This window comes from Pedobacter kyungheensis (assembly GCF_000812965.1).
Lineage (GTDB): Bacteria > Bacteroidota > Bacteroidia > Sphingobacteriales > Sphingobacteriaceae > Pedobacter > Pedobacter kyungheensis.
Window position 1 is genome coordinate 79,727 of record NZ_JSYN01000014.1, and the last position, 23,538, is coordinate 103,264.

At 41.2% G+C, this 23,538-nt stretch carries 16 protein-coding genes and 1 riboswitch; of the genes, 7 read left to right on the top strand and 9 right to left on the bottom strand.

Going from position 1 to position 23,538, the window contains the following annotated elements; all coding sequences use genetic code 11:
* Window positions 1-46 precede the first annotated feature (46 nt).
* From OC25_RS12505 to OC25_RS26940, 3 genes are all read left to right on the top strand, one after another.
* The gene (locus tag OC25_RS12505; RefSeq protein ID WP_039476521.1) at window positions 47-3,157 is read left to right on the top strand and encodes a SusC/RagA family TonB-linked outer membrane protein; all 3,111 of its coding nucleotides are present in this window, start codon (window positions 47-49) and stop codon (window positions 3,155-3,157) included.
* A gap of 11 nt (window positions 3,158-3,168) precedes the next feature.
* Window positions 3,169-4,806, top strand: a complete 1,638-nt coding sequence (locus OC25_RS12510) for a SusD/RagB family nutrient-binding outer membrane lipoprotein (protein WP_039476524.1) — start codon at window positions 3,169-3,171, stop codon at window positions 4,804-4,806.
* 86 nt (window positions 4,807-4,892) lie between these two features.
* Window positions 4,893-6,521, top strand: coding sequence for a LamG-like jellyroll fold domain-containing protein (locus tag OC25_RS26940; protein WP_082018590.1), 1,629 nt, complete (start codon window positions 4,893-4,895; stop codon window positions 6,519-6,521).
* Window positions 6,522-6,671: 150 nt separating this feature from the next.
* On the opposite strand, the gene OC25_RS12520 is transcribed toward OC25_RS26940, so the two are convergent.
* The 3 genes from OC25_RS12520 to OC25_RS12530 all read right to left on the bottom strand — a co-directional run bounded on the left by OC25_RS12520 (window position 6,672) and on the right by OC25_RS12530 (window position 10,702).
* Window positions 6,672-8,387 (bottom strand): alkaline phosphatase family protein, encoded by a 1,716-nt coding sequence (locus OC25_RS12520; protein WP_052266181.1) that lies wholly within the window; start codon window positions 8,385-8,387, stop codon window positions 6,672-6,674.
* Between the two features lie 211 nt (window positions 8,388-8,598).
* The gene (locus OC25_RS12525) at window positions 8,599-9,375 is read right to left on the bottom strand and encodes a histidine kinase (protein ID WP_167335396.1); all 777 of its coding nucleotides are present in this window, start codon (window positions 9,373-9,375) and stop codon (window positions 8,599-8,601) included.
* Window positions 9,376-9,976: 601 nt separating this feature from the next.
* The gene (locus tag OC25_RS12530; RefSeq protein WP_039476529.1) at window positions 9,977-10,702 is read right to left on the bottom strand and encodes a LytR/AlgR family response regulator transcription factor; all 726 of its coding nucleotides are present in this window, start codon (window positions 10,700-10,702) and stop codon (window positions 9,977-9,979) included.
* Window positions 10,703-10,825: 123 nt separating this feature from the next.
* Between OC25_RS12530 and OC25_RS12535 the strand changes: the two genes are divergently transcribed.
* Window positions 10,826-11,050 carry a cold-shock protein gene (locus tag OC25_RS12535; protein WP_039476531.1) on the top strand — a complete coding sequence of 75 codons (225 nt, stop codon included), beginning with the start codon at window positions 10,826-10,828 and terminating at the stop codon, window positions 11,048-11,050.
* Window positions 11,051-11,368: 318 nt separating this feature from the next.
* Complete coding sequence (locus OC25_RS12540; protein ID WP_039476533.1) at window positions 11,369-11,866, top strand: anthrone oxygenase family protein; 498 nt, start codon at window positions 11,369-11,371, stop codon at window positions 11,864-11,866.
* Window positions 11,867-11,912: 46 nt separating this feature from the next.
* Here OC25_RS12540 and OC25_RS12545 read toward each other — a convergent pair whose 3' ends face one another.
* The 5 genes from OC25_RS12545 to OC25_RS12565 are packed head-to-tail and all read right to left on the bottom strand — an operon-like array spanning window position 11,913 to window position 17,376.
* Entirely contained in the window at window positions 11,913-12,365 is a 453-nt protein-coding gene (locus tag OC25_RS12545) for an L-rhamnose mutarotase (protein WP_039476535.1), read from the bottom strand.
* Between the two features lie 9 nt (window positions 12,366-12,374).
* Window positions 12,375-13,682, bottom strand: a complete 1,308-nt coding sequence (locus OC25_RS12550; RefSeq protein ID WP_052266182.1) for an alpha-L-fucosidase — start codon at window positions 13,680-13,682, stop codon at window positions 12,375-12,377.
* Window positions 13,683-13,728: 46 nt separating this feature from the next.
* Window positions 13,729-15,375: a sodium:solute symporter gene (locus OC25_RS12555; protein WP_039476538.1), complete on the bottom strand. Its 1,647-nt coding sequence runs from the start codon at window positions 15,373-15,375 to the stop codon at window positions 13,729-13,731.
* Between the two features lie 6 nt (window positions 15,376-15,381).
* Window positions 15,382-16,602 carry an enolase C-terminal domain-like protein gene (locus OC25_RS12560; RefSeq protein ID WP_039476540.1) on the bottom strand — a complete coding sequence of 407 codons (1,221 nt, stop codon included), beginning with the start codon at window positions 16,600-16,602 and terminating at the stop codon, window positions 15,382-15,384.
* 3 nt (window positions 16,603-16,605) lie between these two features.
* Window positions 16,606-17,376: an SDR family NAD(P)-dependent oxidoreductase gene (locus OC25_RS12565; protein ID WP_039476541.1), complete on the bottom strand. Its 771-nt coding sequence runs from the start codon at window positions 17,374-17,376 to the stop codon at window positions 16,606-16,608.
* A gap of 257 nt (window positions 17,377-17,633) precedes the next feature.
* Here OC25_RS12565 and OC25_RS12570 point away from each other — a divergent pair, with 257 nt between their 5' ends.
* Window positions 17,634-18,512 carry an AraC family transcriptional regulator gene (locus OC25_RS12570; RefSeq protein ID WP_039476542.1) on the top strand — a complete coding sequence of 293 codons (879 nt, stop codon included), beginning with the start codon at window positions 17,634-17,636 and terminating at the stop codon, window positions 18,510-18,512.
* 26 nt (window positions 18,513-18,538) lie between these two features.
* Here OC25_RS12570 and OC25_RS12575 read toward each other — a convergent pair whose 3' ends face one another.
* On the bottom strand, window positions 18,539-19,810 hold the full coding sequence (locus OC25_RS12575; RefSeq protein ID WP_052266183.1) for a peroxiredoxin family protein: 1,272 nt from the start codon (window positions 19,808-19,810) through the stop codon (window positions 18,539-18,541).
* Window positions 19,811-19,945: 135 nt separating this feature from the next.
* Window positions 19,946-20,052: riboswitch (SAM riboswitch) on the top strand.
* 313 nt (window positions 20,053-20,365) lie between these two features.
* Between OC25_RS12575 and OC25_RS12580 the strand changes: the two genes are divergently transcribed.
* Window positions 20,366-23,530, top strand: coding sequence for a SusC/RagA family TonB-linked outer membrane protein (locus OC25_RS12580; RefSeq protein WP_039476545.1), 3,165 nt, complete (start codon window positions 20,366-20,368; stop codon window positions 23,528-23,530).
* Window positions 23,531-23,538 lie beyond the last annotated feature (8 nt).

Consider the following 23,538-nt stretch of genomic DNA (forward strand, 5'->3'; position numbering starts at 1 on the left):
ACAAATAACAATTAACCAAATAATAATAAATCTTATCACCATGAGTATGAAAAGATCACTACAACTCACATGCTTATTGCTGTATGCATCGGCTGGTTTATATGCCGCCGAAACAGCAAATAATGCATTGCCGCTAAATTCGATTAGTGCGCATTATCAGGAACCGATTAAGGGTATTGTAAAAGATGGCACAGGATTAACTGTGCCTGGGGTAACCGTTAACGTTAAAGGTACCAAGGTAAATACGCAAACCAACGCCAATGGCGAGTATAAAATTGCAGCCAAAACCGGCGATGTATTGGTATTCACTTTTGTTGGTTACCAAACCAAAGAAGTTACTGTAGGTACGCAAACTACCATTGATGTAACCCTGGCTAACGATTCGAAAGAACTGGAAACAGTTGTGGTAACCGCACTGGGTATTAAACGTTCAGAAAAATCTTTGACCTATACCACGCAACAGGTTGGTGGCGAAGAACTGAATAAAGTAAAAAGCCCTAACCTGGTAAACAGTTTAAACGGTAAAGTGGCTGGGATGACCATCAGTCCGAGCACTTCGGGTGTAGGTGGTTCTGCCAAGGTAATATTAAGGGGTAGCCGTTCGGTAAGTGGTAACAACCAGCCTTTGTATGTAATTGATGGGGTGCCAATCAGCAATAATGGTAACGCCAATGCCCAGCAAAACAGTGTATTTGGTGGCGGACAAGATGGCGGTGATGGTATTTCAAACCTGAATCCCGACGATATTGAGAGCTTAACTGTATTAGAAGGTGCTTCGGCAGCTGCGTTATACGGTAGTCAGGCACAAAATGGGGTGATTTTAATTACCACCAAACAAGGTAAGGAAGGTAAAACACAAATCGGTTTTTCTTCGAGTTTAACTTTCGATAAAATTGCCTACAAACCTGAATTTCAAAATAGTTATGGCCCTGCATCTACCACCACAAGGGACAGCTGGGGTGCTGCCATTAACAACAGCACCGATAATCTGGATCAATTTTTCCAAACTGGTACAAACGCTACCAATTCCATTAATTTCTCGGGCGGCTCTGAAATTGCCCAAACTTATTTTTCTTATGCCAATACTTATGCAAGCGGCATTCAGGAAGGTAACAAGTTAAACAGGCATAACATTAACCTGCGCGAAACCGCTAAGTTTTTAAACAACAAATTAACGGTTGATGGAACGGTGAATTACATCAACCAAAGGATTAACAACAGCCCTTCAATTGGTTTATACAACAATCCTTTAGTAGGTTTGTATCTTTTCCCGCGCGGTGTAGATATTACTCCATATAAAGACAATTACCTGTTGGCAAATAATGTGGGTACCGCACGTCAGAACTGGTTGGGTGGAAGTGCCGATATTAACCAGAACCCATGGTGGTTAACCAATATGAATCCGAATACAGCAATCAGAAACCGCTTTTTATTAAGTGGAAACGTAAAATATGAATTTACATCCTGGTTAAACCTTCAGGTAAGGGGTAATATCGACCGCAGTACAGATGATTTTGAAAACAGACGTTATTCAGGTATTAACGGAAACTTCAACTCTAACGGAAGAGGTTATTTATCGCAAAACACCCAAACTTTTGTTCAGAAATACGCCGATGCGATTTTAAATGTTACGGTACCGATGAAAAACTCTGACTTTAAAATTAACGGTTTAATTGGTGGTAGCATTAACGATCAGAAAACTTCAGGTTTATCATTAGCTGGCGATCTTTCTGCAGTTGATTTATTTACGCCAAACAATACCATTGTAGCAACCGCAGGTAACTACACATCTGATGTTTTAAGTACAACAAAAGCCAGCGATGCTTTCCACAGTCAGTTGCAGGCCGTGTTTGCCAACGCCAACCTTTCTTACAAAGATTGGGCTTTCTTAACCTTAACCGGTAGAAATGATTGGTCGTCGAACCTTTCTTTTACACCTAATGTTTCTTATTTCTATCCATCAGTAGGTTTATCGTTTATCGTATCGCAGATGGTTAAATTACCAGAAGCCATTACTTTTGCTAAAATCAGGGGTACTTATGCCGAGGTAGGTAACACTGTGCCAGCTTATTTAACTTTTATTCAAAATACTTTGGGTAACGGCGGTGCACTTACCATTAACACCAACAGGGCATTTGCCGAGTTAAAACCAGAAAGAACAAAATCGTTCGAGATTGGTACTGATATGCGTTTCCTGGCTAACCGCTTAAACTTTAGCTTTACCTATTACAAAACCAACACCAAAAACCAGTACATTCCGGTTAAACCTGCACCATCGGGCCTTGTGGCAACCGGTTATTTAAATGCGGGTGATGTGCAGAACCAGGGCTTACAGTTTACTTTAGGTGCCGATGTGTTAAAAGGCGATGGCCTGAACTGGAACACCGCCATTAACGGATCGTTAAACAGAAACAAAATTATTGATGTAGCTGCATCACAAGGTTTAAATTCAATCGATTTAACCGGAGGTGGTAACAATGCTTACATTTCGCGCATTGCTGCAGGTGGCTCTTATGGTGATATTTACGGATATACCTTACAAAAAGATGCCAGCGGCCGTATCGTATTCAGCGGCGACGGAACTACAGCTAATCCATATTTTCCAATTAAAAGTGCCGATTACAGTTTAATTGCCAATGCAAATCCAAGATTCCAATTGGGTTGGAACAACAGTTTTAACTATAAAGATTTCAGTTTAAGCTTTTTAGTAGATGGTAAGTTTGGTGGTAAAGTACTTTCGTTAACCGAAGCACTTATGGATCAGGCGGGTGCCTCAAAAGTAACCGGCGATGCCAGGGCACAAGGTGGTGTTAAAATTGATGGTGTTGATGCCAGCGGAAAAGCAGTTTCTGCAACTATTAACCCACAAAGCTATTATTCTTTCCTGGGCGATAGAAATGGTGTAACCGGCGAGTATGTTTACAGCGCTACTGTTGTGCGTTTACGCGAAGCCTCATTGGGCTATAACCTTCCTTTAAAGGGAACATTTAAAAGCATGCGTTTATCGCTAATTGGCAGAAACCTATTCTATTTCTACAAAAAAGCACCTTACGATCCGGAAGTTACCATGTCAACCGGTAATGGTTTATCTGGTATCGATGTATTTAACCAGCCTGTTACCAGAAGCTTTGGTTTTAACCTTAATGTTTTATTTTAATCAGAACGAAAATGAAATCGATATATCACCCAGCATATCATAAGATTAAAGGTTTATCTTTAGTTTTATTGGCTACAGCAGCCCTGAACTCGGGTTGTAAAAAGAACTTCGAAAGTTTTAATACCAACGATAACTTACCTACAACAGAGCAAAGTTTAGCTTTGTTGAAATCGGCAATTGGCCCGATTCAGCAGAATATATTTTCCAATTACCAGATTGCACAGAACCTGAGTTCGGATGCATACAGTGGTTACATGATGGCCCCAACACCATTTGGAGGCGGTATCAATAACATGAACTATGCCCTTAACAATGGCTGGAACGAAGCTGGTTTTAACGATCAGTATACCAATGTAATGGCACCCATTTCTAAAATTGCCATCTCTCCATTAAAAACAACGGCTCCTGAATCGTGGGGGATCTCACTTTTGGTACAGGTAATTGCCATGGACCGGGTAACCGATAAATTTGGCCCGATCCCCTACACACAGGCTGGTAAATCGTTGATCTCGCAGGCTTATGATGACCAGAAAACAATCTACACTGAATTCTTCAAGCAGATTGATACAGCAGCCAATAATCTGCAGGCTTTTATTACTGCAAATCCGGGCAAAAAAGCCTATTTCGATTCAGGCGACCTGGTTTACGGTGGCGATGCTGCAAAATGGCTTAAACTGGCCAACTCGTTAAGGTTACGTTTGGCCATGCGTATTGTTAAAGTTGATCCGGCTACGGCAAAGCTACAGGCAGAAAAAGCGATGGCTGCAACGGGTGGTTTAATGACTACTGCCAGCGACAATGCTGCAGTGGCTCAATCGGGTAACAGAAATAACGATCTTTGGAATGTAACCATCAACTACGAAGGCGATAATGCCATGGGCGCGGCCTTACAATCGTACCTGGTAGGGTATTCAGATCCGCGTTTGCCGGTATATTGTACACCTGCAACCGATCCTTTATTTGCAGGTCAGTACATTGGAATCCGCTCTGGAGCCAACACTTCTTTTAATGGTTTAGGCAAAGCAGGTTATAAAACCTATTCGAGTTTAAATGCTACTACGCCTGATAATGCAAGGGCTCCGATTGGTCAGAAAGCACCACAAATTTTAATGACCGCTGCCGAAGTATGGTTTTTAAAAGCCGAAGCTGCTTTACGTGGCTGGACAGGTGCTGGCGATGCACAAACCAATTACGAAACCGGTATAAACACGTCAATGCAACAGTGGAATGTTGCTGCAGGTACTTATTTGGCCGATGCCGTAAGCAAACCAACGGCTTATGTTGATCCGAAAAACCCGGCCAATAACGCAGCGGCTGTGAGCACTATTACCGTTAAATGGGATGGAACAGCATCGAACGAAGTAAAATTAGAACGCATTATTACACAAAAATGGATCGCTATTTTTCCTGATGGGGCAGAGGCATGGGCCGATTTCCGCAGAACAGGTTATCCTAAACTATTTACTGTAGCCAACAATTACAGCGGCGGTACAATAGATACACAAACTCAAATCCGCAGATTGCCTTATCCAACAGCAGAATATGGCAATGGCAACAAAGATGAGGTACGTAAAGCAGTTACCTTACTTGGCGGACCAGATAACGGAGGAACCAGATTATGGTGGGATGTTAATAAAGCCAATTTTTAAAGAGCAGGCAGACAGGATTTAAAACCCTGTCTGCCTTTTCTTTTTGTAACCAATAAAAACAATTTCTAACCAAAAACATCAAAATTATGAGAAAACTAATGATCATGGGAATGGCGCTTCTAGCCGTTTTCACTATTTTTTACGCCTGTAAAAAAGCAAACACCCAAAATGAGGCAGCCAGTACCTTTAGTACTAAAAAAGATTTAAAAGCATTGACCAATGCTTCTGCCCTGAATTCCGGTCCTTTTGTTACTGCCTATGTGGAAGTAAACAGCAACAATTTTGTAAACCCTGGCTGTTATACTTATGGTTCGCCGGCCAAACAGCTGTTCGGCATCTCGGTAATTTTTGCGGCAAATATCAATTCAGTTAACGGGGTACCTACCTTGAGTTTTAACCCACAGGTGCAGGATGTGCTTAATTCTGGTAAAGTAGCTTACCTGCAATCGCTGGGTATAAATGTATTGCTCGATGTGTTGGGAAACCATCAAAACGCAGGATGGGGTTGTTTTACCACCTACGCCCAGGCCGATGCTTTCGCCGTGCAATGCGCCAATGCGGTACAGCAGTACGGTTTGGATGGTATTGATATCGACGATGAGTATTCTACCTGTACCGCAAACGATGGTTCGTTGGTACTTGCTGCTGCAGCTTTGAGAGCCAGGTTGGGTACTACTAAACTGATTACCATGGCAGCCTTTAACCAGGCCAATTACTTTAGCAGTGTTTACAATGGGCAGAAACTGGGAGATATACTCGATTATGTTTTTGAGCAAACTTATTTCTCTACCAATTACGCCGGCAGGTTACAACCTTACATTAATGCAGGTGTACCCAAAGCTAAACTTGGTTTAGGCACCGATTTGGGTAACAGCGATCAGACAGCCGTAGCCAACTATGTTAAAAACAATGGTCTGGCCAGTGTTATGGTGTATAATGTAGCCAATAACTCGCAAACCAAACTTTCGTCTGTTTCCAATTCGCTGTATAGCTCGGCAACGGCTGTTAAACCCAATTGTATTGATGGCAATGGCACCACGCCGCCTGCCAATGGCAATACTTCCTTGTTATTTGATGGTACCAATGAGTATTTAAATTCGAACAGCTTTAACCTGGCTGGTACCGGTTTAACTTTAGAGGGCTGGATAAGACCTAACGCCTTCAAAAGTGCTTCGCCCTACATTTCTACCATTATGGGGATTGAAGTAAGTGATGCAAATGTGGCTTTACTACGTCTGGGCGATGCTTCTTTAGCCAATAATAAACTTCAGTTTGTGTTAAATACAGGAGGCACTACCGCTAAGAAACTCAATTCGGCAACAACATTGAGTGCAAATACCTGGTATCATGTGGCCGCTACTTACGATGGTGCAACCATGAAAATCTACATTAATGGCGTACTCGATGCCAGTTTATCAGCAACGGGTACCATTTCCGCCAGCGGAACATTCCAGATTTCGAGAAGTTACGATGCCAATCGTGGGTTTAATGGTTTGTTTGATGAGCTAAGGGTTTGGAAAACAGCATTAACACAAACACAAATTCAGAATAATAAATGTTCAGTCGCAACCAACAGTACTGGTTTGGAGGCTTACTGGAAATTTAACGAAGCCAGTGGTACTACTGCTGCCGATGCTACAGGCAATGGGCACACCGCTACTTTAACCAATATGGAGAGTACCGATTGGTCTACTACCTTGCCAGCTTGCCAATAAAATAATTTTTAAATCAATACCCGTCTCGATTTGTACCGGAGCATTTTTGTTCCGGTATTTTTTTATTAAGTGTATTGGATTAAACAACAAAGGCTTACCGTATCAGATAAGCCTTTGTTGTTTCCGATATTATCGTCGGCATTAGTCTGATTAAAAACTAATCAGCGTATTGCCGTCGTAGCCGACTGGTTTGGCTATACCTAAAAAATTTAATACAGTAGCTGCAATGTCGTATGTATGTGGTGCATTGTGATAATCAGTATCGTTTAAATAAATAGGGGCATTCTGAGTATTCCAGCTTGCTGTCGCACTATTTTTAACCAGAATTGTAGTGGCAGATTTTCCAAAACTTCCGGCATATTGCATTCCAGAACCGTCTCTTCCTTTTGCTTCATATTTTAAGTTCGCATAGTTCGGGTGTGTGCTGCTAATATCTTGAAAAATATTGCTTTTAATAGTTGCTGTGCTTAATGCTGCATTGAATAGACGTATACCTGCAATATTACCATTAAAATATGGGGTATAACTGGTTGTGGCATCTTGTCCGATGTAAAAATTCAAAGTGCTTTCCAGATCACCTACAGCACTGATACTAGCTTGTGAAACCTGCACGCCTGCATCGTACATGGTTGCGGTTTGTGTACTTCTGTTTACTACAATTGATACGTAGTGCCAGTTCTGGTCTGTTAAATCAATACCATTCAAATCCAGCCGGTTACTACCATCGCCAAAATTGGCCATTATTTTTCCGTTCAGGTTTGAAATAATGATGCCTTTGTTGTAACCATTGCTCCAGTCTTTGTTGCCTATAATAACGGGATCGCCTGTAGCACTCGTAGCTCTAACCCTAAATTCGATAGTAAAACTGTTTGTGGCGGCTAAATCAAAACCTGATAGGGTGGGCAACTTGCCGTAAATATTATCGGCAAAACCTAAAGCTGATACCGAGTTTGGCGTGCTGGTGGTAGGTGTTGCATTTACTAAAGTTGGACTAATGGCAGCATTATTTAAGATAATAAATGAGTTTCGTTCAACGTAACTCGCTCCACCATGAGTGGTACCCACGCCACCATGATCGGTAGTGAGTATAATTAACCAGTCTTCGTTGGCATAATTAGGCCTTTTGCGCAAAGCAGTAAGGATATCGCCAATATGGGTATCAATAACCTTAATAGCGCTTACGTATTCCGTATTGGTAGTCGAAAAGCCAGAATTGTGCCCCACGTGGTCCATATTGTCGAAATGACTGAAAATTACATCCGGATTGTTGTTTGTTAATTCGTTAACGATATTGGTCTTGGTGTTGGCATCCAGTTGGGGGTCGTCATATCCAGAATTGTTACTGGTTTTTCCGCTTAAATCCACTGAAGAAACTTTTACTGCTACATCACCAGTATTAACAATATAATCGTTAATACTAGCCCAGCTTACAAAAGATACGCTGCGTTTGGCTGGCTGATTTGCTTTAATTGCATTAAAAAAAGAAGGATAGGTGGCAATGGCATTTCCACTAAAACTGTTGTCAGTTACCTGGTGTTTGTTTACCACGGTTCCATTTAAAATGGTTGTCCAGTTTGGTCCGCTTGAGGTAGGTAATTCATTAAGGGTATTGGAAGAAAAATATCCCTTATTGATCAGATTTTGGATGTTTGGAGAATTGGTAGAACTAAACACCGGCCATAAGCAGCCATCAATACCAATAATTAACACTTTTCGGGTTTTACCGGCAGGACTCAGCTGTGATTCTGCGCTAATTGCCTGTTTTTGATCGTCAGGCTCTAGGTCTTTTTTCTGACATCCACTTGCTGCCATAGTAATGAACAAGCCGTAAAATAATGGCTTGATAAAGAAATTTTTGTTTTTCATGAGGTTTATGTTGGATTTTTAAATGGTTTTTAAGTCATATGTAGTGCTAAATAGTTTAATGAGTTATAAAACGTTGTTGTTTAGTATTTTGCCGCTAAGTTAATAATAGCTAAACAAAAACAAAATGGTTTTTACTTCAAGTTTGAATTAATTCTCTTGAGGATATTTGTTGAAAGGTAGTAAGGTGCTTCGGGCTTACCCGATTGTTCTACTAAGCGAAGGTTGCGGGTGAAGATATTGTTGGGGATGTGGTTGAAAGTGATTTTTGGGTAATGGTAATTGTCAGGCAATAAAAACCATCTTCATCCATAAAAGCATTCATCTCGGCACCATTACTGTATGTATAATCCAGGCGGGTACGGATATTGTCTAAGCCTGACCCAAAACCAATATTGCTTTTAACCAGTCCGGGCAGATTTCTGCTTTCAATTCTCAACATCCCATCAACCAGGTATACATCAATCGTTGCTTTGTTATCCTGATCAAAAAGATGCCCGTGCTTAAACATATTTTCGAGTAGGGTTAACAATACCAGCGGAATTAACCTGATTTCTAAAACATCGGGCGAGAAAGCCACATCAATAAAAACCTGCCCCTGGGTAAGCTGATGAAGTTTAATTAAGTTCTGGCATTGCGTTATTTCGTCGCTCAGTTTTACATAACCTTCGTTGTGTTCGGTGGCCGCTGCAAAACGCATCATATCCGAAAGGTAAACCATTACCTGTGCATCTTGGGGCGAATGTTGTCTTATTTTCTGGTGAATAAACTCAAAGGTATTGAAGAGGAGGTGGGGGTTAATCTGTGCTTTCAAGAATGCATTTTTGGCCATTACCAGCTCTTTGTCCATTTTTTCTTTATCAATCAGCATTTGGAAACGTTGTTTTTCGATACGTTCTTTTTCGGCTTTTTCGCTTAAGTAACGTTTTAAAAAAAAGTAACCTGTTGAGAACAACATGAAAAATGATGCACGCCAAGAAAGATTGACCATCCGCTTTGCGAATGGCGGCTGTTCTCCAGTTAAAAAGTCAGTGTAGTGCTTAAGCAAGTCGTCGACCCCGTAAACAAATGCAACATAAATAATTAGTTCCAGAATTAAGAAAAGCGGAACTTTCCAATAAGAATTGCGAGTTGATTCTGTTGCTTTTTGTAGCACCCAAACATGGGTATAAAAGATGGCGATATTAATTATATAATGGACAACATAATTCCCCAGTTTTCCGAATACTCCATAAAATAACCCAACAAGCACCGATTCCCAAAATATAAAACAGGTCCATGCAATGAAGTGGGTACTGTTTTTTGCCAGCCAATTTTTGACTACACTATTTTTCCAATTTAGACTATTTGTCATGATAATATTACCATCTATGTAATGCTTGGTGTTACAGGGCATTTGCGCTCCTAGTTTTCCGAAAAAAACAAATATGAAAACACGCAAATTGATCTCCAGGACACTATTTACATTTAAAAAAAACAATTATAATAGCACTAAACTATTATTATCTACTTCCTCAGATCCAACGGGTACAACGTTTACCATGGGCACGTCAGGTGTAGCTTTCTATTAATTATTAAACCCACAGCAGCCGTTATTTTTTGCGGCTGCTGATGATTAATTTATCTGTAAAAAATGCTTTAAAATCGTTGTAATAAATATCACCAACGGTAAAACTGGTGTGGTTGCTCAGGGTAATCCGCGTACCATCAATATGCAAAATATGATCGATGGCAATGATATAACCCCTGTGCAACTGTATAAAGCCCTTTTTAATACTCAGCTGCTCTTTTACATCTTTTAAGCTGAGGTAGGCAATAATTACCTTATCGTTGGTGTGTATTTTAATGTAGTTGTGAAAACTTTCAAAGCAAATAATGTCGGTGTAACGCACCATTACAGCTTTATGTTCCTCCGATTTATTCTTAACCAGAAAATAAGCATCTTCGCTACCCGTTTCCATTTCTTCACCAAATAGCCTGTTCAAGGTGAGGGCAAACTTGGCATAACCATAAGGTTTTAATAAATAGGCATCAGCATCGGCTTCAAAAGCCTCAAAAGCATATTCGGTATGCGAAGTGGTAAAAATCAGTTTTCTGGTTTTTGCGCGTACAGCCTTAGAAAGTTCGAGGCCAGAAATCTGTGGCATTTGAATGTCCATAAAGATCACATCAACCTGATCTAACTTCTTCAGTTCCCTTAAAGCTGTTAGCGGGTCGGTGTAACTCCCTATTAATCTCATATTGGGTGTTTCCTCTATGTATTTTTCCAGACCCGTAATCGAGCTCTGTTGGTCATCTATAGCTATACACTTAATCATCTCCTAATCTAGCATTTGTATATATAACGAAATTACACCTTTTCATCACGAAAATCTAACTATTCATACAGTTTTCTTTCAGATTGTATTAAAGTTGACTAAATTATTGTAAAAACATGCCTTATGATTTATACAGGAGTGGTTAAGTGGTACAATCCGGTCCGTGGGTTCGGATTTATCGCTGCTGAAGGCTGCACAGAAATGATTTATGCAGATAATCAGCAATTAAAGGGGCTATTTAAGCCTTTACTGGAGGTAGGGACGAAGGTTAAGTTTAATCTGGAAAAGGGAAATGTTGGTTGCAGGGCTACCGATATTGTCGTAATTGCAACGGAGACCAACCCGTAATTAAGCCTATCCGTAACGAAAACAGACCGATCTATGTAATTTGGTTTGTAGAATGGTTTACGAATACGACCTTAGGGATATATTGTAACAAATAAGGCAATATCTTCCCGTTCAGTTTAATACTACATCTACCTATACCTGTCTTTATCTGATTAACGCTCTTCCATATCTAAATTAACGCTCCTAATTAGATATGGTATCGACAGGTTTTGATCCTTTCCGCTTTCTTCATGTCGCATTCATATCCAGAATTGAATGCTATTCCGGCAAAATTTATTTAAATTGGCTACACGCTATCTATAATTTAAAAACAGCTTTATGACGATGAAAAACCTGGTACTTTTGCTGAGTACCGTTTCTACCGCACTTATTGGCGGGCTTTTTTATGCCTATTCCTGTTCTGTTTTACCGGGCCTTACCCGATTAAACGATCTTTCCTTTTTACAAGCCATGCAATCCATTAACCGGGCCATCTTAAATCCCTTGTTTTTTATCAGCTTTATGGGCACTTTGATCTTGCTACCCGTTTGTACATGGCTTTTTTATGAGAAGAATACATCTCTGCTTTTCTATTTGCTACTGGCAGCTGCGCTGTTGTATGCTGGTGGTGTTTTTCTGGTAACTATGGTAGGAAATGTGCCTTTAAATGATATTTTAGATGGTGCCAGTTTAGAGAAAATGAATGCTAACGAATTAAGTGCGCTCAGAAATAAATTCGAGCCTGCCTGGAATTTATATCACAGCATCAGGACCGTTATTTCATGCTTATGTATCGTTATTTTGGCTTATGCGGCCTTAATAAGTCGAACAACTTAAGAAAAACCAGAGCATGGTACAGAAATCATGCTCCGGTTTTATCCATTTAATTTTGATGAAAAACCTCTTCCATACTGCTCCAGGTTTCATTTTTTGCAGCCGCATCGGGTAATGGAAGCTGCGTGGGTGCAGTTTCTTTCCACCAACGCTGGGTAGTGGTATCTGAAGCCATCTTTTTCATATCGGCTTCAAAATCTTTCCCGGTATATTCGAAGTAGCTAAAAAGGTAAAACTTGTGGTCAATCTCCTTTAAATAAATAGAATAATTGTGGATATTACATTCCGTTATTTTTCGTTGTACACCAGGCCAAACCGCTGCATGCAGTTTTTTGTAATAGGCAATCTGGTCTGGCTTTAGGCCAGTTACGGAGCCAAAACGTTTTACATTTTTTGGTGTTTCAACCGCTGTAGCCGTTTCCGTTTTACTACTCTGGTTGCAGGACGTAAGTAACAGTAAACCTGCTGAAATAATCAAAAATCCCTTTTTTAAATTTTTCATAGCCAATCTTTAATCAATAACTGCTGTTTTTTCAATATCACCATCCATTTCTATCGCAATAACATATTGTAAGTCTCCTGACTGGGTTTTAGGCAGGTTAATCTTAAAATCTGATGTACCTGGCTCAAGCGAAACTTTTTCTCCGCCTAAAACATAGGCTTTTAGCGGTTTTCGCCCTGCAATATTTTTTAAGCTAATGGCACCAGCATCGGTTTTAAGTACATGGACAAAAATTTTATTCCCATTTCTGGTAGTTGCATAAGCATCAGTAGGTTGATATGGGCCACCCAAAGTACCATATACCGCTTCGCCATTGATTTTTAGCCACTGGCCAATTTCTTTAAGGCGTGTAATTTGACGGGCTTCAATGCGACCATCGGGCATCGGGCCTACATTTAGCAGCAAGTTTCCGTTACCTCCAGCTGTTTTGGAAAGAATGGCTAAACATTCTTTCAGTGATTTCATTTTATCGTTTGGTTTCCAGGCCCATTGGTTACAGATGGTGAAACAGCTTTCCCAGGGGGTATCCATATTCAAACGGCCAACGGTTTGCTCGGGGGTATCATAATCGCCAACCATTTTTGAATGGTCTATTTTTTTATTTTCCATCGCGGCAAATTCTTTACCCAGCCGATTATTAATAATTACATCAGGTTTTAAGCCTTTCAGGTAGCTGTATAAATCCTTGCCCATTTCATCTGTCCAGGGTTTTTCCCACTGGCCATCAAACCAAAGCATGTATGGATCGTAATTGGTAATTAATTCTTTCAGCTGGTTTTTCATGTAGCTGATGTATTTGCTCATATCTGCTTTGGGGTCGATGGTTTGGCTGGCAGAAGAATGAATGGGGTAATCGGGATGATGCCAATCGAGTACCGAGTAATAGATGCAGAATTTGATACCTTGTTTTTTACAGGCTTCGTTTAAAGCACCCACAATATCTTTTTTATAAGGAGTATGGGCAATGTCGTACTCCGTAAATTTAGAAGGCCATAAACAAAAACCATCGTGGTGACGGGCTGTAATGGTCAGGTATTTCATACCTGCATCTTTAGCGGTTTTTACAATGGCATCGGCATTAAACAGGGTAGGATCGAACTCTTTGTATAGGTTATCGTAGTCATTTTTCTCAACCTGTTTATCTCTCGACCAGCCAATTTCGGTTCCGCGTAAACTTACCGGCCCCCAATGGATAAACATGCCGAAGCGCTTATCCATAAAATCTTTCATTACGGCCGGGTTAGTTTTGGTTTGTGCAATGGCCAGATTGCTCAGCAGGCCAAACAGCAGGAGATAAATAAATTTGGTGTGTTTCATGTGGTTTATATTTGGTTGTTGTTATCAATTTAATTTAGGTTTCAAATTACCTGAAGGCCCAGTACAATACGGCCATAATGCCCAGCAGCAAAGCTGATAAGGTTTTATAGTTGCCAATGCCACTCCAGCCCTTAACTTGCAGGGGCTCCCAAAACGATTTCCAGTAGAGTTTATTACTTTCTGCCGTGTGCTGAACAGGATAGAGGTACGAGAATCCGATCTGCATAAGCATACAGGCGCAGAAAAGGTAAAAAGCCATCATCATGAAAGGAATCTGACCGATGAGGGTTTCGGGATTGAACTTATTGACAGCAAAAACAGCAACGCCAAGTAAGGAACCCAGCCATAAAGTATATTGGGCCGATTTTGCTGAAGCTTTTTTCCAGAAAACACCCAGTAAAAATACACAGGTAATAGGAGGGGCAATGTGGGCAATTACATCGTTTATACCTTCAAACAAACTGGTGTATTGGTTAAGTAAGGGCAATAATGCTAAAGAAACCATTAAAGCAATTGCAGCCGATAGCCGACCTACCGTTACCAGTTTGACATCGCTGGTATCTGGTCGATATCTTTTATAGAGATCAAAACTACTCAGTGTAGCAATTGAGTTTAATGCACCGGCAATCTGGCTCATTAAACCCGATAATAAGGCAGCTACCAGGATACCTATCAAACCTTTCGGTAATAATTGCGTAATCATGAGTGTATAAATGCCTTTCGTATTTAAGGTTGTCCCATTTGCTCCAGCTTGCTGTAAGCTGCTTAAGTCTATAGCATTGGTTTCGTACAATACGTAGGCAAACAAGCCAGGCAACACGAAAATAAAAACGGGTAAAATTTTAATGAAACCACAAAAAAGTGCGCCGGCTTTGGCGTGGTTTTCGTCTTTTGCACCTAAAGCGCGTTGTACGATGGTTTGATCGGCACACCAGTACCAGATGCCTAGAATGGGATAACCCAAAAATACAGCCACCCATGATAATCCGCTTTTATCGCCAACAGGCCTGATCATACTTAATTTGTCAGCTGCCTGATTGTTTTGCAACACCGTGGTTAAATGATCCCAGCTACCCACTTTGTTCCAGGCGAAATAGGTGATAATCAGCGCACCCGCAATCAACACCACACTTTGGATAGATTCGGTAACCACCACGGCACGCAAACCGCCAATAATGGTATAGAGCCCGGTAAGTGCGGCAATAATTACAATGCTGGTGTACATGTTAATGCCGAAAAGGGTTTCGAGCACAATACCTCCTGCCAGAAAAGAAAAGGCAATGTGGATGATAATGGCCGAAATAATGGAAACAAAAGCCAGCCAATCGCGACAGGCTTTATTGTAGCGCCTTTCTAAAAAATCGGGTAACGTGGTAACACCCGAGCGAATGTAGAAAGGAATGAAAAATAAAGCCAGCAAAATGAGGGTAAAGGCCGCCATCCATTCGAAATTACCGTTAAGCAAACCGCTATCGAAACCACTTTGGGCCAAACTTACCAAATGCAAACACGAAATATTGGTTGCAAAAAGTGCCAGGCCAATCATGGGCCATTTCAGGGTTTTACCTGCCAAAAAGTAATCGTTAGATGAACTTTCGGTCTTTTCCTTTTTGCGGCGTCCGCTCCATAAGCCTATGGTTACAATAAACAGAACGTAGGCAATGGTAATAACAATATCTATAGTACTAATCATAAGCTGTTATTTTAAATCGCAACTTGATCCGGCTTCCTGAGGGGTAACATACACGCCGTTTTCAATTTTAATCGGATTTACGAAATGTGCTTTAAGGTGCGGAATATGTTCTAAAAATAATGCTTTGTGCCCCATGGCAATGTGATTAAACAATACCAGGTGCTGGTGCAGCTGACCCATATCGCCAACATGTGGCACTACCGGAACACCATATTTTTTGGCCATTAAACTAATGGTGATAAACTCACTTACGCCACCAACGCGTACGGCATCTACCTGTGCAAAGCCCACGCAGCCGGTCTGCAGGTAGTTTTTAAAGATAATGCGGTTTGGTACATGTTCGCCGAGGGCCAGTTTGATGGGGGCAATGGTTTTGGCCAGGGTTTGGTGGGCCAAAACATCATCTGGATGCGTGGGTTCTTCTACCCAATAAGGATTCATGTTTTTGAGTTCGTTACAAATCGAAATCGCCTGAGGTAAAGTCCATTGCTGGTTGGCATCGAGCATTACTTTTGAAGTTTCGCCAGCCACCTCGCGCACAATATTGGCCCTGCGGATATCTCTTTGGGGATCGGCTGAGCCTACCTTTAATTTCATGGCCGTAAAACCATTGTCGATGGCTTTTTTGCAATTTTCGCGTACTTTTTCGTCATCATAATTAAACCAGCCAACAGAAGTATCATAGCCGGCGTAACCAGTAGTTAAAATACCCTCTCTGCTTTTCTTCGAATCTACCTGAGCGCTCAAAAGCTCAATGGCTTCTGCTTTGGTTAACACATCTTCCAGGTAGGATAAATCGAGTGTATTTACAATTTGTTCGGGGGTTAAATCAATCAGCAACTTCCAAAGCGGTACGCCACGTTTCTTGGCCCATAAATCGTAACAGGCATTGGTAACAGCCGCTAAACCCAAATGTACCACGCCTTTATGCGGCCCTAACCAGCGGAATTGCTGCTCATTGGATAAAGTTTTAAAAGTCTGACCAAAATCGGCCATCAGTTCTTCGATATCGTTTCCTTTTATTTTATCGGCATAAAACGATGCTGCTTTACAAACCAGGTCGTTCCCTTCGCCCAGGGTAAAAGCCAGTCCATTGCCGGTAAGGCCACTTTCATCGCCCAGTTGGGCAACCGCATACGAGTATTGTGGATCTTTATGTATGGCATCGCTACCAGCGCCAGTAGCCAGTTCAAATCTTTTGTCGAGGATATTAATTTTGTTGATCATATTTTAAATAATGGTTCTGTAGCCTAATTCTGCACCACCACTTACCGGCAAAATGGTACCTGTTATAAATCGCGCGGCATCGCTCAATAGAAACACGCAGGCATCGGCAATTACATCGCCATTGGGCATGTTACCCAAAGGTTGCAATTGGTTAAGATATTGTGTTAAATCTGCTTTATTGGGTTGTTCGTTGCTCCATGCCTGTAATGTTGGCGTGTTTATGGCAGCAGGCGAAACGGCATTTACCCGCACCTGAAACGGAGCGTAATCTAAAGCCATGGCTTTGGTTAAGGCATTTACCGCACCTTTGGTGGCTACATAAGCGGCATGGTTATCCTGCCCAATGCTGCCCACCAGCGAACTTGTACTGAGTATGCTTCCTTTTGTGGCTTTTAAATGTGGCAGTCCGTGACGGGTGGTAAATAGAATACTTTTCAGGTTAATGTTCATGAGCAAATCCCATTCGTTATCGCTGGTTTGGTCTAAAGGTTTGGAAGGACTGGCTATAGCCGCATTGTTGTGGATGGCATCTAAACGATTGTATCTGGCAATCACCGTATCAATTGCGGCTTTTACCTCTGCTTCCCGGCTTACATCGCATTGGATAAAGGTTCCGGGCTTAACCAGCTCGCTTAATTTTTGAGCTGCAATGGGATTTTTATCGGCTATGCAAACTATCGCGCCTGCATTGCTGTAAGCTTTGGCACATTCCCAGCCAATACCATCGGCACCACCTGTTAGCAGGATCACTTTTTGGTGTAAATTTTCGTTCATTTTATATTTTTAATTTAATCTGCTCCGCTTAAGGATAGATTTTATTGATTTGGTTAGTATAGGTAATTACTCAAAGTTAGGCGGATGAAAACCTAAATTCTAAAGCTCTGTTTGCTAAATTTGATGTTATTTTAGCAAGTATTGAGGTTTGATTGTTTTATTTTGATAATGTAGCGTATATTTGAGCAAAGCTTGATATCACCACCTGAGCGTGATATTGGCCTGTAACCAAATATAAATGCTATAAAAATACGCCTATGAAACCGGTTTTTGCCAAAATACTGGAAGGTTTGGATAACGAAGTTTTTAAAACGAAGGTAATAGACCAACCTTATTTTTCTACTGCTTTTCATTTCCATGTCGAATGCCAGATTACTTATATGGTTGAGAGTGAAGGGAAGCGGATTATTGGCGATAGCATTGAAAATTTCGAAAAAGGCGAACTGATCCTGCTTGGATCTAATATTCCGCATGTGTGGTACAACAGTGAAGCTTATTTTGATGATAAGGTGAACCAGAAACACGCCCGTTCTATTTCGGTATTTTTTAATCCGGATAAGCTGGTCGGTTTGCTGGAGCAACTGGGCAATATGCAGAAAATGAAAACCGTGTTGCAGATCGCCGGCAGGGGAATGAAATTTTATGGAGAAACCAAATCGCAGCTAAAAAAACTACTGGTGCAGCTGGTTAAAGAAGAAGAAGATTTCCCGAAAATGATTTCCTTGTTTAAGATACTCGAGGTATTGAGTCATACCAAAGAATACCATTTATTGGCCAGTCAGGGCTATACCAACACCTACCAGCTAAAAGATAACGACAGGATGGATAAGGTATTTAAATATGTATTTGAAAATTTTGCTACCGATATGCAGCTGGATGATGTGGCCGCACTGATTAACATGAACAAACAGGCTTTTTGTCGCTATTTTAAAAGTCGTACCCAAAAAACCTTTGTTGAGTTTGTAAATGAAGTGCGCATTGGCCATGCCTGCAAGCTGATTACCGATGGCGAAAGGCAAATCGGTAACCTGGCTTACGAATGTGGTTTTAACAGCCTTTCTAATTTTAACCGTTTTTTTAAAGAAGCAAAAGGGGTAACCCCGCGCGATTATAAAAAGATGGTGGCTACAGCTTAGTAGCCCGGCAAAGGTTTAAGCTATGCTTATTTCTTTAATAAGCCGTTAATCTCGTCGTTAAATTCTTTTTTAAATTCATCGTAAAACTTTCCGGTAGCCGGACCATTAAAACCGGTATGGATTTGTGCAACATTGCCTTGTTTATCGATAATAATGGTTGTTGGGAAAGATAAAAATGAATCTAAAGCTGGCAGCGATTCAGAAACAACCTGTTTATCGGCAGTACCGGCAATCACCTGATCGTATTCGATACCGAAACGCTCACGGAAACGGCTCATTACTTTTTTAGCATATTCGGGCTCGGTAGAGCGTTCGTAATGCAAAGCGATAACTTCTACACCGCGTTTTTGGTTTGCTTTATACCATGGGGCAATAAAGGTAGCTTCATCTACACAGTTAGGGCACCAGCTGCCGGTAATGGTTAAAATAACCACCTTATTTTTATACTTGTCGTCTTTAAGCGAGATCTTTTTACCATTTACGTCCGGAAAGCTAAAATCGAGGGTTTTGTAGCCCGGTTTAAGATAGGTAAGTTTATAGGCATCGGGCAGGGCAGCATTGGCATTTTTAACACCTGTAAAAGGCTGACTTCCCCTGGCACCTAAAATCTCACCGCTTAAAGTACCATCAGGTTGAAAAGCACCTTTGTAATAAGCAGGAGAGGAGCCAATAAAACTCGATAATTGAAACTGGTTACCTTCTACTACACCCTCCAGAAAACGCGAATCGCCGGTTACGCGTAAAAAAGTACCGGTAAGTTTATTGCCGGTTTGCTTAAATAAACCTACGGTTTTTTCTTCCTTGCCATTTGGCGATTTAAAAACCACATCGTAGCTGCCCGAATAATCGGCAGTTGCGGGTTTACCGCTGGTTTCGAAACGGTAGTTTTTGCGTTCCGCTACAATGGCTAAAGGTTTGCCAGCCTGTCCTTGTTTTCTTAAAGTACCTGTTAACTGATCGCCAGTTATGGCAAAGGCCAGTTCGTTATCAAACTGATCCAGTTTTACAAAAAGCGAATCGGCAGTTTGTTTCACCAGGCCACCTTCAAAGCTTTCTTCGGCATTGCGGAAATATAATTTCTGCTGACCACTTTTTTCGTTGATTTCGAAATTGAAAGGAATTTCGAGCCCTTCTTTCACCTGGGCTACTGCGCGCCAGCTGCCCAATGCAACAAAAGCATGTTTTTTCTCTTTTCCGGCTTTTGCTGTGTTATGGTTTGCAAATGCGGTTTCACCTTGTGCAAAGGTTATTGTGGTTGATATGGCCAAAACGGCTGTTAAAATTAATTTCAATTTCATGGGATATATTTAATCGACTAAATTAGTCGACAAATATACGGCTCCTATCTGGCAAGAAAAAATATTTACATAAAAATATATAAAAACTATAGGATTACTAGATTTAATTATACCTTTGCCTCAGTTATTTTAAAATGCTTATCAAGAAAGGCGGAGGGAATGGCCCTGTGAAACCTTAGCAACCAGCTAAATTTTAGAAATGGTGCTAATTCCATCCCGGATGAATCCGGGCTAGTTAAGTCAGCAATTTGCGTTATCCTTATTCATATGGAGCACTTCTGACTTTGGCGGAGGTGCTTTTTTTGTGCCGCATTTTTTTAGATAACTGATTTACTAAAGCTCATTTCCAGATGAAAAAAAGACAAGTACTAAAACCTATTTATTTAAACCAAACGACGTATTTCCGAATGCGCATGCCCTGTTAAGATGCATTCATTTTAACGGGCTTCCAAGCTAACCAATTCTTTCCTGTTTTAACAAAAAACGCGGTTTATAGCCGCGATGGAAAGGTATTGCCCAAATTATTATCCCTATTAACTAATTATTACACACAACATGTTCAAGAAAATTAAATCAATAGCCTTTATTTTGCTGCTCTTTACGGCGCAGCAGCTACTGGCGCAAAATGTGGCGGTTACCGGTACGGTAAAATCGGCCGAAGGCGAAACACTGCCCGGCGTTTCTGTTTTGATCAAAGAAACCAAACAAGCTACCATTACCGATGGGAAAGGTGCTTTTAGCATTAATGCCCCCGAGAAAAGTACTCTGGTATTTTCCTATATAGGTTTTAAAACACAAGAAGTGCCCGTTATTAAGGGCAGCCCGATTGCAGTAGTGCTTCAATCGAGCGATAATGCCCTTGATGAAGTTGTGGTTACTGCGCTCGGCATTTCAAGGGAGAAAAAATCACTTGGTTATGCCGTTCAGGAATTGAAAGGTGACCGGGTAGCAGAAGCCAAAGAATCGAACCTGGTAAATGCGCTTGCGGGTAAAATTGCCGGTGTTCGGGTAACCAATAGTCAGGGGAGCATGGGTTCCTCGCGCGTGGTTATCAGGGGCGAAACTTCTATCGCCGGTAATAACCAGCCCTTATTTGTGGTAGATGGTATTCCGGTAGATAACTCGCAGTTAAACTCAGCCGGTGCCAGAGATTATGCCAATACCATTTCGGATATTAATCCGGAGGATATTGAATCGATGAGTGTATTAAAAGGGCCAAATGCAGCGGCTTTGTACGGTTCCCGCGCTGCGGCAGGGGTAATCCTCATTAAAACCAAAACCGGTAAATCGAAAAAAGGATTGGGGATCGCCGTGAACTCTAATGCTGTTTTAGAAACATTGCTTACCCTTCCGGTATATCAAAATGCTTTTGGTCAGGGTTCTGAAGGTAAGTTTAGCTACGTAGATGGTGCGGGTAAAGGTTTAAATGATGGGGTAGATGAGAGCTGGGGACCTAAACTGGATGGACGGTTAATTCCACAGTTTTTCTCTAAAGGTGTGGCCGTTCCTTTTGAGGCGCACCCTGATAATGTGCGCGATTTTTTCCAGACCGGTTATTCATTAAACAATGGTATATCTGTGGCTGATGCCGGCGAAAAATACGATTACAGAATCTCTTACAACAATTTAAAACAGGTGGGTATTGTACCTAACTCAGGGCAGGGTAAAAATTCGTTTGTGTTGAATACCAGCCTTAAAATCACCCCAAAATTAACTTTAACTGCTAATGCCAATTACAGCAGCCTGAATTCTGATAATCTGCCGGGAACAGGTGGTTCGCGTTCTACCAGCACCATGTTGCAATTTACCTGGTTTGGCCGTCAGGTTGATATTAACCAGCTTAAAAATTATTTGGATGAGAATGGAAAAACGTTTAACTGGAACAACAGCTATTACAGCAATCCATATTGGGTAGCTTATGAGAATACGGTATCGCAAAACCGGAACCGCATTATTGGTAGTTTAGCCCTGAATTATAAAATTATTGACGGACTGGATTTAAATTTCAGGTCAGGAACAGATTATTATAACGACAGGCGTAAAGTACGTATCGCCTACGGTACCAACGGAACGCCATTTGGTTCGTACACCGAAAGTGCTTTTACGGTTAACGAAAACAATACCGATGCAACTTTAAACTTTAACAAACAGCTGAACGACGATTTTAGCCTCGAGTTATTGGGTGGGGGAAATATCCGCAGGCAATATATCGAGCAAAACGATCAAAGTGCACCTAAACTGGCCATTGCCGGATTGTATACGCTTAAAAACTCGCGCGATCCTTTGGTATCATCCAATAACCTGTCGCGCTTAAAATCGTATAGTATATATGCGTCGGGGCAACTGGGTTTCAGAAATTACCTTTTTGCCAACATTACTGCCCGTAACGATTGGTCATCTACCTTGCCTGCGCAGAACAGATCATATTTTTATCCTTCGTTTAACGGAAGTTTTGTAGCAACAGAAGCTTTTGATATTAAAAGTGAAGCCCTTAACTACCTAAAAGTACGTGGCGGTTGGTCTAAAGTTGGTAAAGATGCAGATCCTTACCGTTTAATTAATACTTATGTTTTCGGTGCGCCATTTTATGGTAATCCGCAGCTTAATACAGGAGCTATCGATCTGAATCCTAACCTGAAACCCGAAACCACCACTTCTACCGAATTGGGTGTTGAGGCCGTATTCTTTAACAAAAGGTTGCGTTTCGATTTAAGTGCTTACAATACCAATAGTTACAACCAGATTTTGGCTGCCGATGTAAGTCAGAGTACTGGTTTCAGTTCTAAATTGCTTAACGCAGGAAAAATCAATAACAAAGGTATTGAAGCGCAGTTGGGCATTACGCCGGTTAAAAAAGCCTTTACCTGGGATGTTGATTTCAATTTTGCCGCAAACAGGAGCAGGGTAATTGAACTCGATGCCGAAAAATTGCTGACCAATTATGTGGTTGCTTCTAACTCGGCGCAGGTAATTGCAACTGTTGGACAACCTTATGGTTCGTTATTTGGTACCGCGTTTTTAAGAGATGGCAACGGAAATATCATTGTAAATGCTACCGGTGCACCTGCCACTAACCTTACCAAACAAGTACTGGGTAAATATACGCCAGATTGGATTGGTGGTGTGTATAATACCTTTTCTTACAAGGGTATTAGTTTAGGTGTATTGGTTGATGCCAGCATTGGCGGCTCTATTTACAACGGTACTTATGCCACAGGTACCTATACCGGTGTTTTAGCTTCTACTTTGCCGGGTAGGGCAGCCGAATATGGCGGTATTTCATACTATTATCCGGGCAACGATAAAACAAAAGGAACCGTGCGCTTAAACGGAGCTGCTCCTGCAGGAGAAACCGTGTACGATGACGGGATTATTTTTGATGGCGTAACGGCCGATGGCAAACGCAACGACAAGATATTACCAGCCCAGCAGTATTACAAATCATTCAGAAATATCGATGAAGCCAATATTTTCAGTGCTTCTTATGTTAAGCTCCGCGAAGTGAAACTCAGTTATAACCTGCCTGCCAAATGGTTGCGTCCGCTAAGTTTACAAGGCGTTTCGGTATCGCTGGTTGGCCGTAACCTGTGGATTATTCACCGCAATACCGTTGATATTGATCCCGAAGTGGCTTTTAATACCGGGAATGGTCAGGGATTGGAAAGCCTTTCTAACCCAAGTACCCGCAGTTATGGTATTAACCTGAATGTTAAATTTTAATTATGCCC

Coding starts and splice junctions, on each gene's coding strand:
- OC25_RS12505 (WP_039476521.1), top strand. CDS start 47: ATGAAAAGATCACTACAACTCACATGCTTATTGCTGTATGCATCGGCT.
- OC25_RS12510 (WP_039476524.1), top strand. CDS start 3,169: ATGAAATCGATATATCACCCAGCATATCATAAGATTAAAGGTTTATCT.
- OC25_RS26940 (WP_082018590.1), top strand. CDS start 4,893: ATGAGAAAACTAATGATCATGGGAATGGCGCTTCTAGCCGTTTTCACT.
- OC25_RS12520 (WP_052266181.1), bottom strand. CDS start 8,387: ATGAAAAACAAAAATTTCTTTATCAAGCCATTATTTTACGGCTTGTTC.
- OC25_RS12525 (WP_167335396.1), bottom strand. CDS start 9,375: ATGGTCAATCTTTCTTGGCGTGCATCATTTTTCATGTTGTTCTCAACA.
- OC25_RS12530 (WP_039476529.1), bottom strand. CDS start 10,702: ATGATTAAGTGTATAGCTATAGATGACCAACAGAGCTCGATTACGGGT.
- OC25_RS12535 (WP_039476531.1), top strand. CDS start 10,826: ATGATTTATACAGGAGTGGTTAAGTGGTACAATCCGGTCCGTGGGTTC.
- OC25_RS12540 (WP_039476533.1), top strand. CDS start 11,369: ATGACGATGAAAAACCTGGTACTTTTGCTGAGTACCGTTTCTACCGCA.
- OC25_RS12545 (WP_039476535.1), bottom strand. CDS start 12,365: ATGAAAAATTTAAAAAAGGGATTTTTGATTATTTCAGCAGGTTTACTG.
- OC25_RS12550 (WP_052266182.1), bottom strand. CDS start 13,682: ATGAAACACACCAAATTTATTTATCTCCTGCTGTTTGGCCTGCTGAGC.
- OC25_RS12555 (WP_039476538.1), bottom strand. CDS start 15,375: ATGATTAGTACTATAGATATTGTTATTACCATTGCCTACGTTCTGTTT.
- OC25_RS12560 (WP_039476540.1), bottom strand. CDS start 16,602: ATGATCAACAAAATTAATATCCTCGACAAAAGATTTGAACTGGCTACT.
- OC25_RS12565 (WP_039476541.1), bottom strand. CDS start 17,376: ATGAACGAAAATTTACACCAAAAAGTGATCCTGCTAACAGGTGGTGCC.
- OC25_RS12570 (WP_039476542.1), top strand. CDS start 17,634: ATGAAACCGGTTTTTGCCAAAATACTGGAAGGTTTGGATAACGAAGTT.
- OC25_RS12575 (WP_052266183.1), bottom strand. CDS start 19,810: ATGAAATTGAAATTAATTTTAACAGCCGTTTTGGCCATATCAACCACA.
- OC25_RS12580 (WP_039476545.1), top strand. CDS start 20,366: ATGTTCAAGAAAATTAAATCAATAGCCTTTATTTTGCTGCTCTTTACG.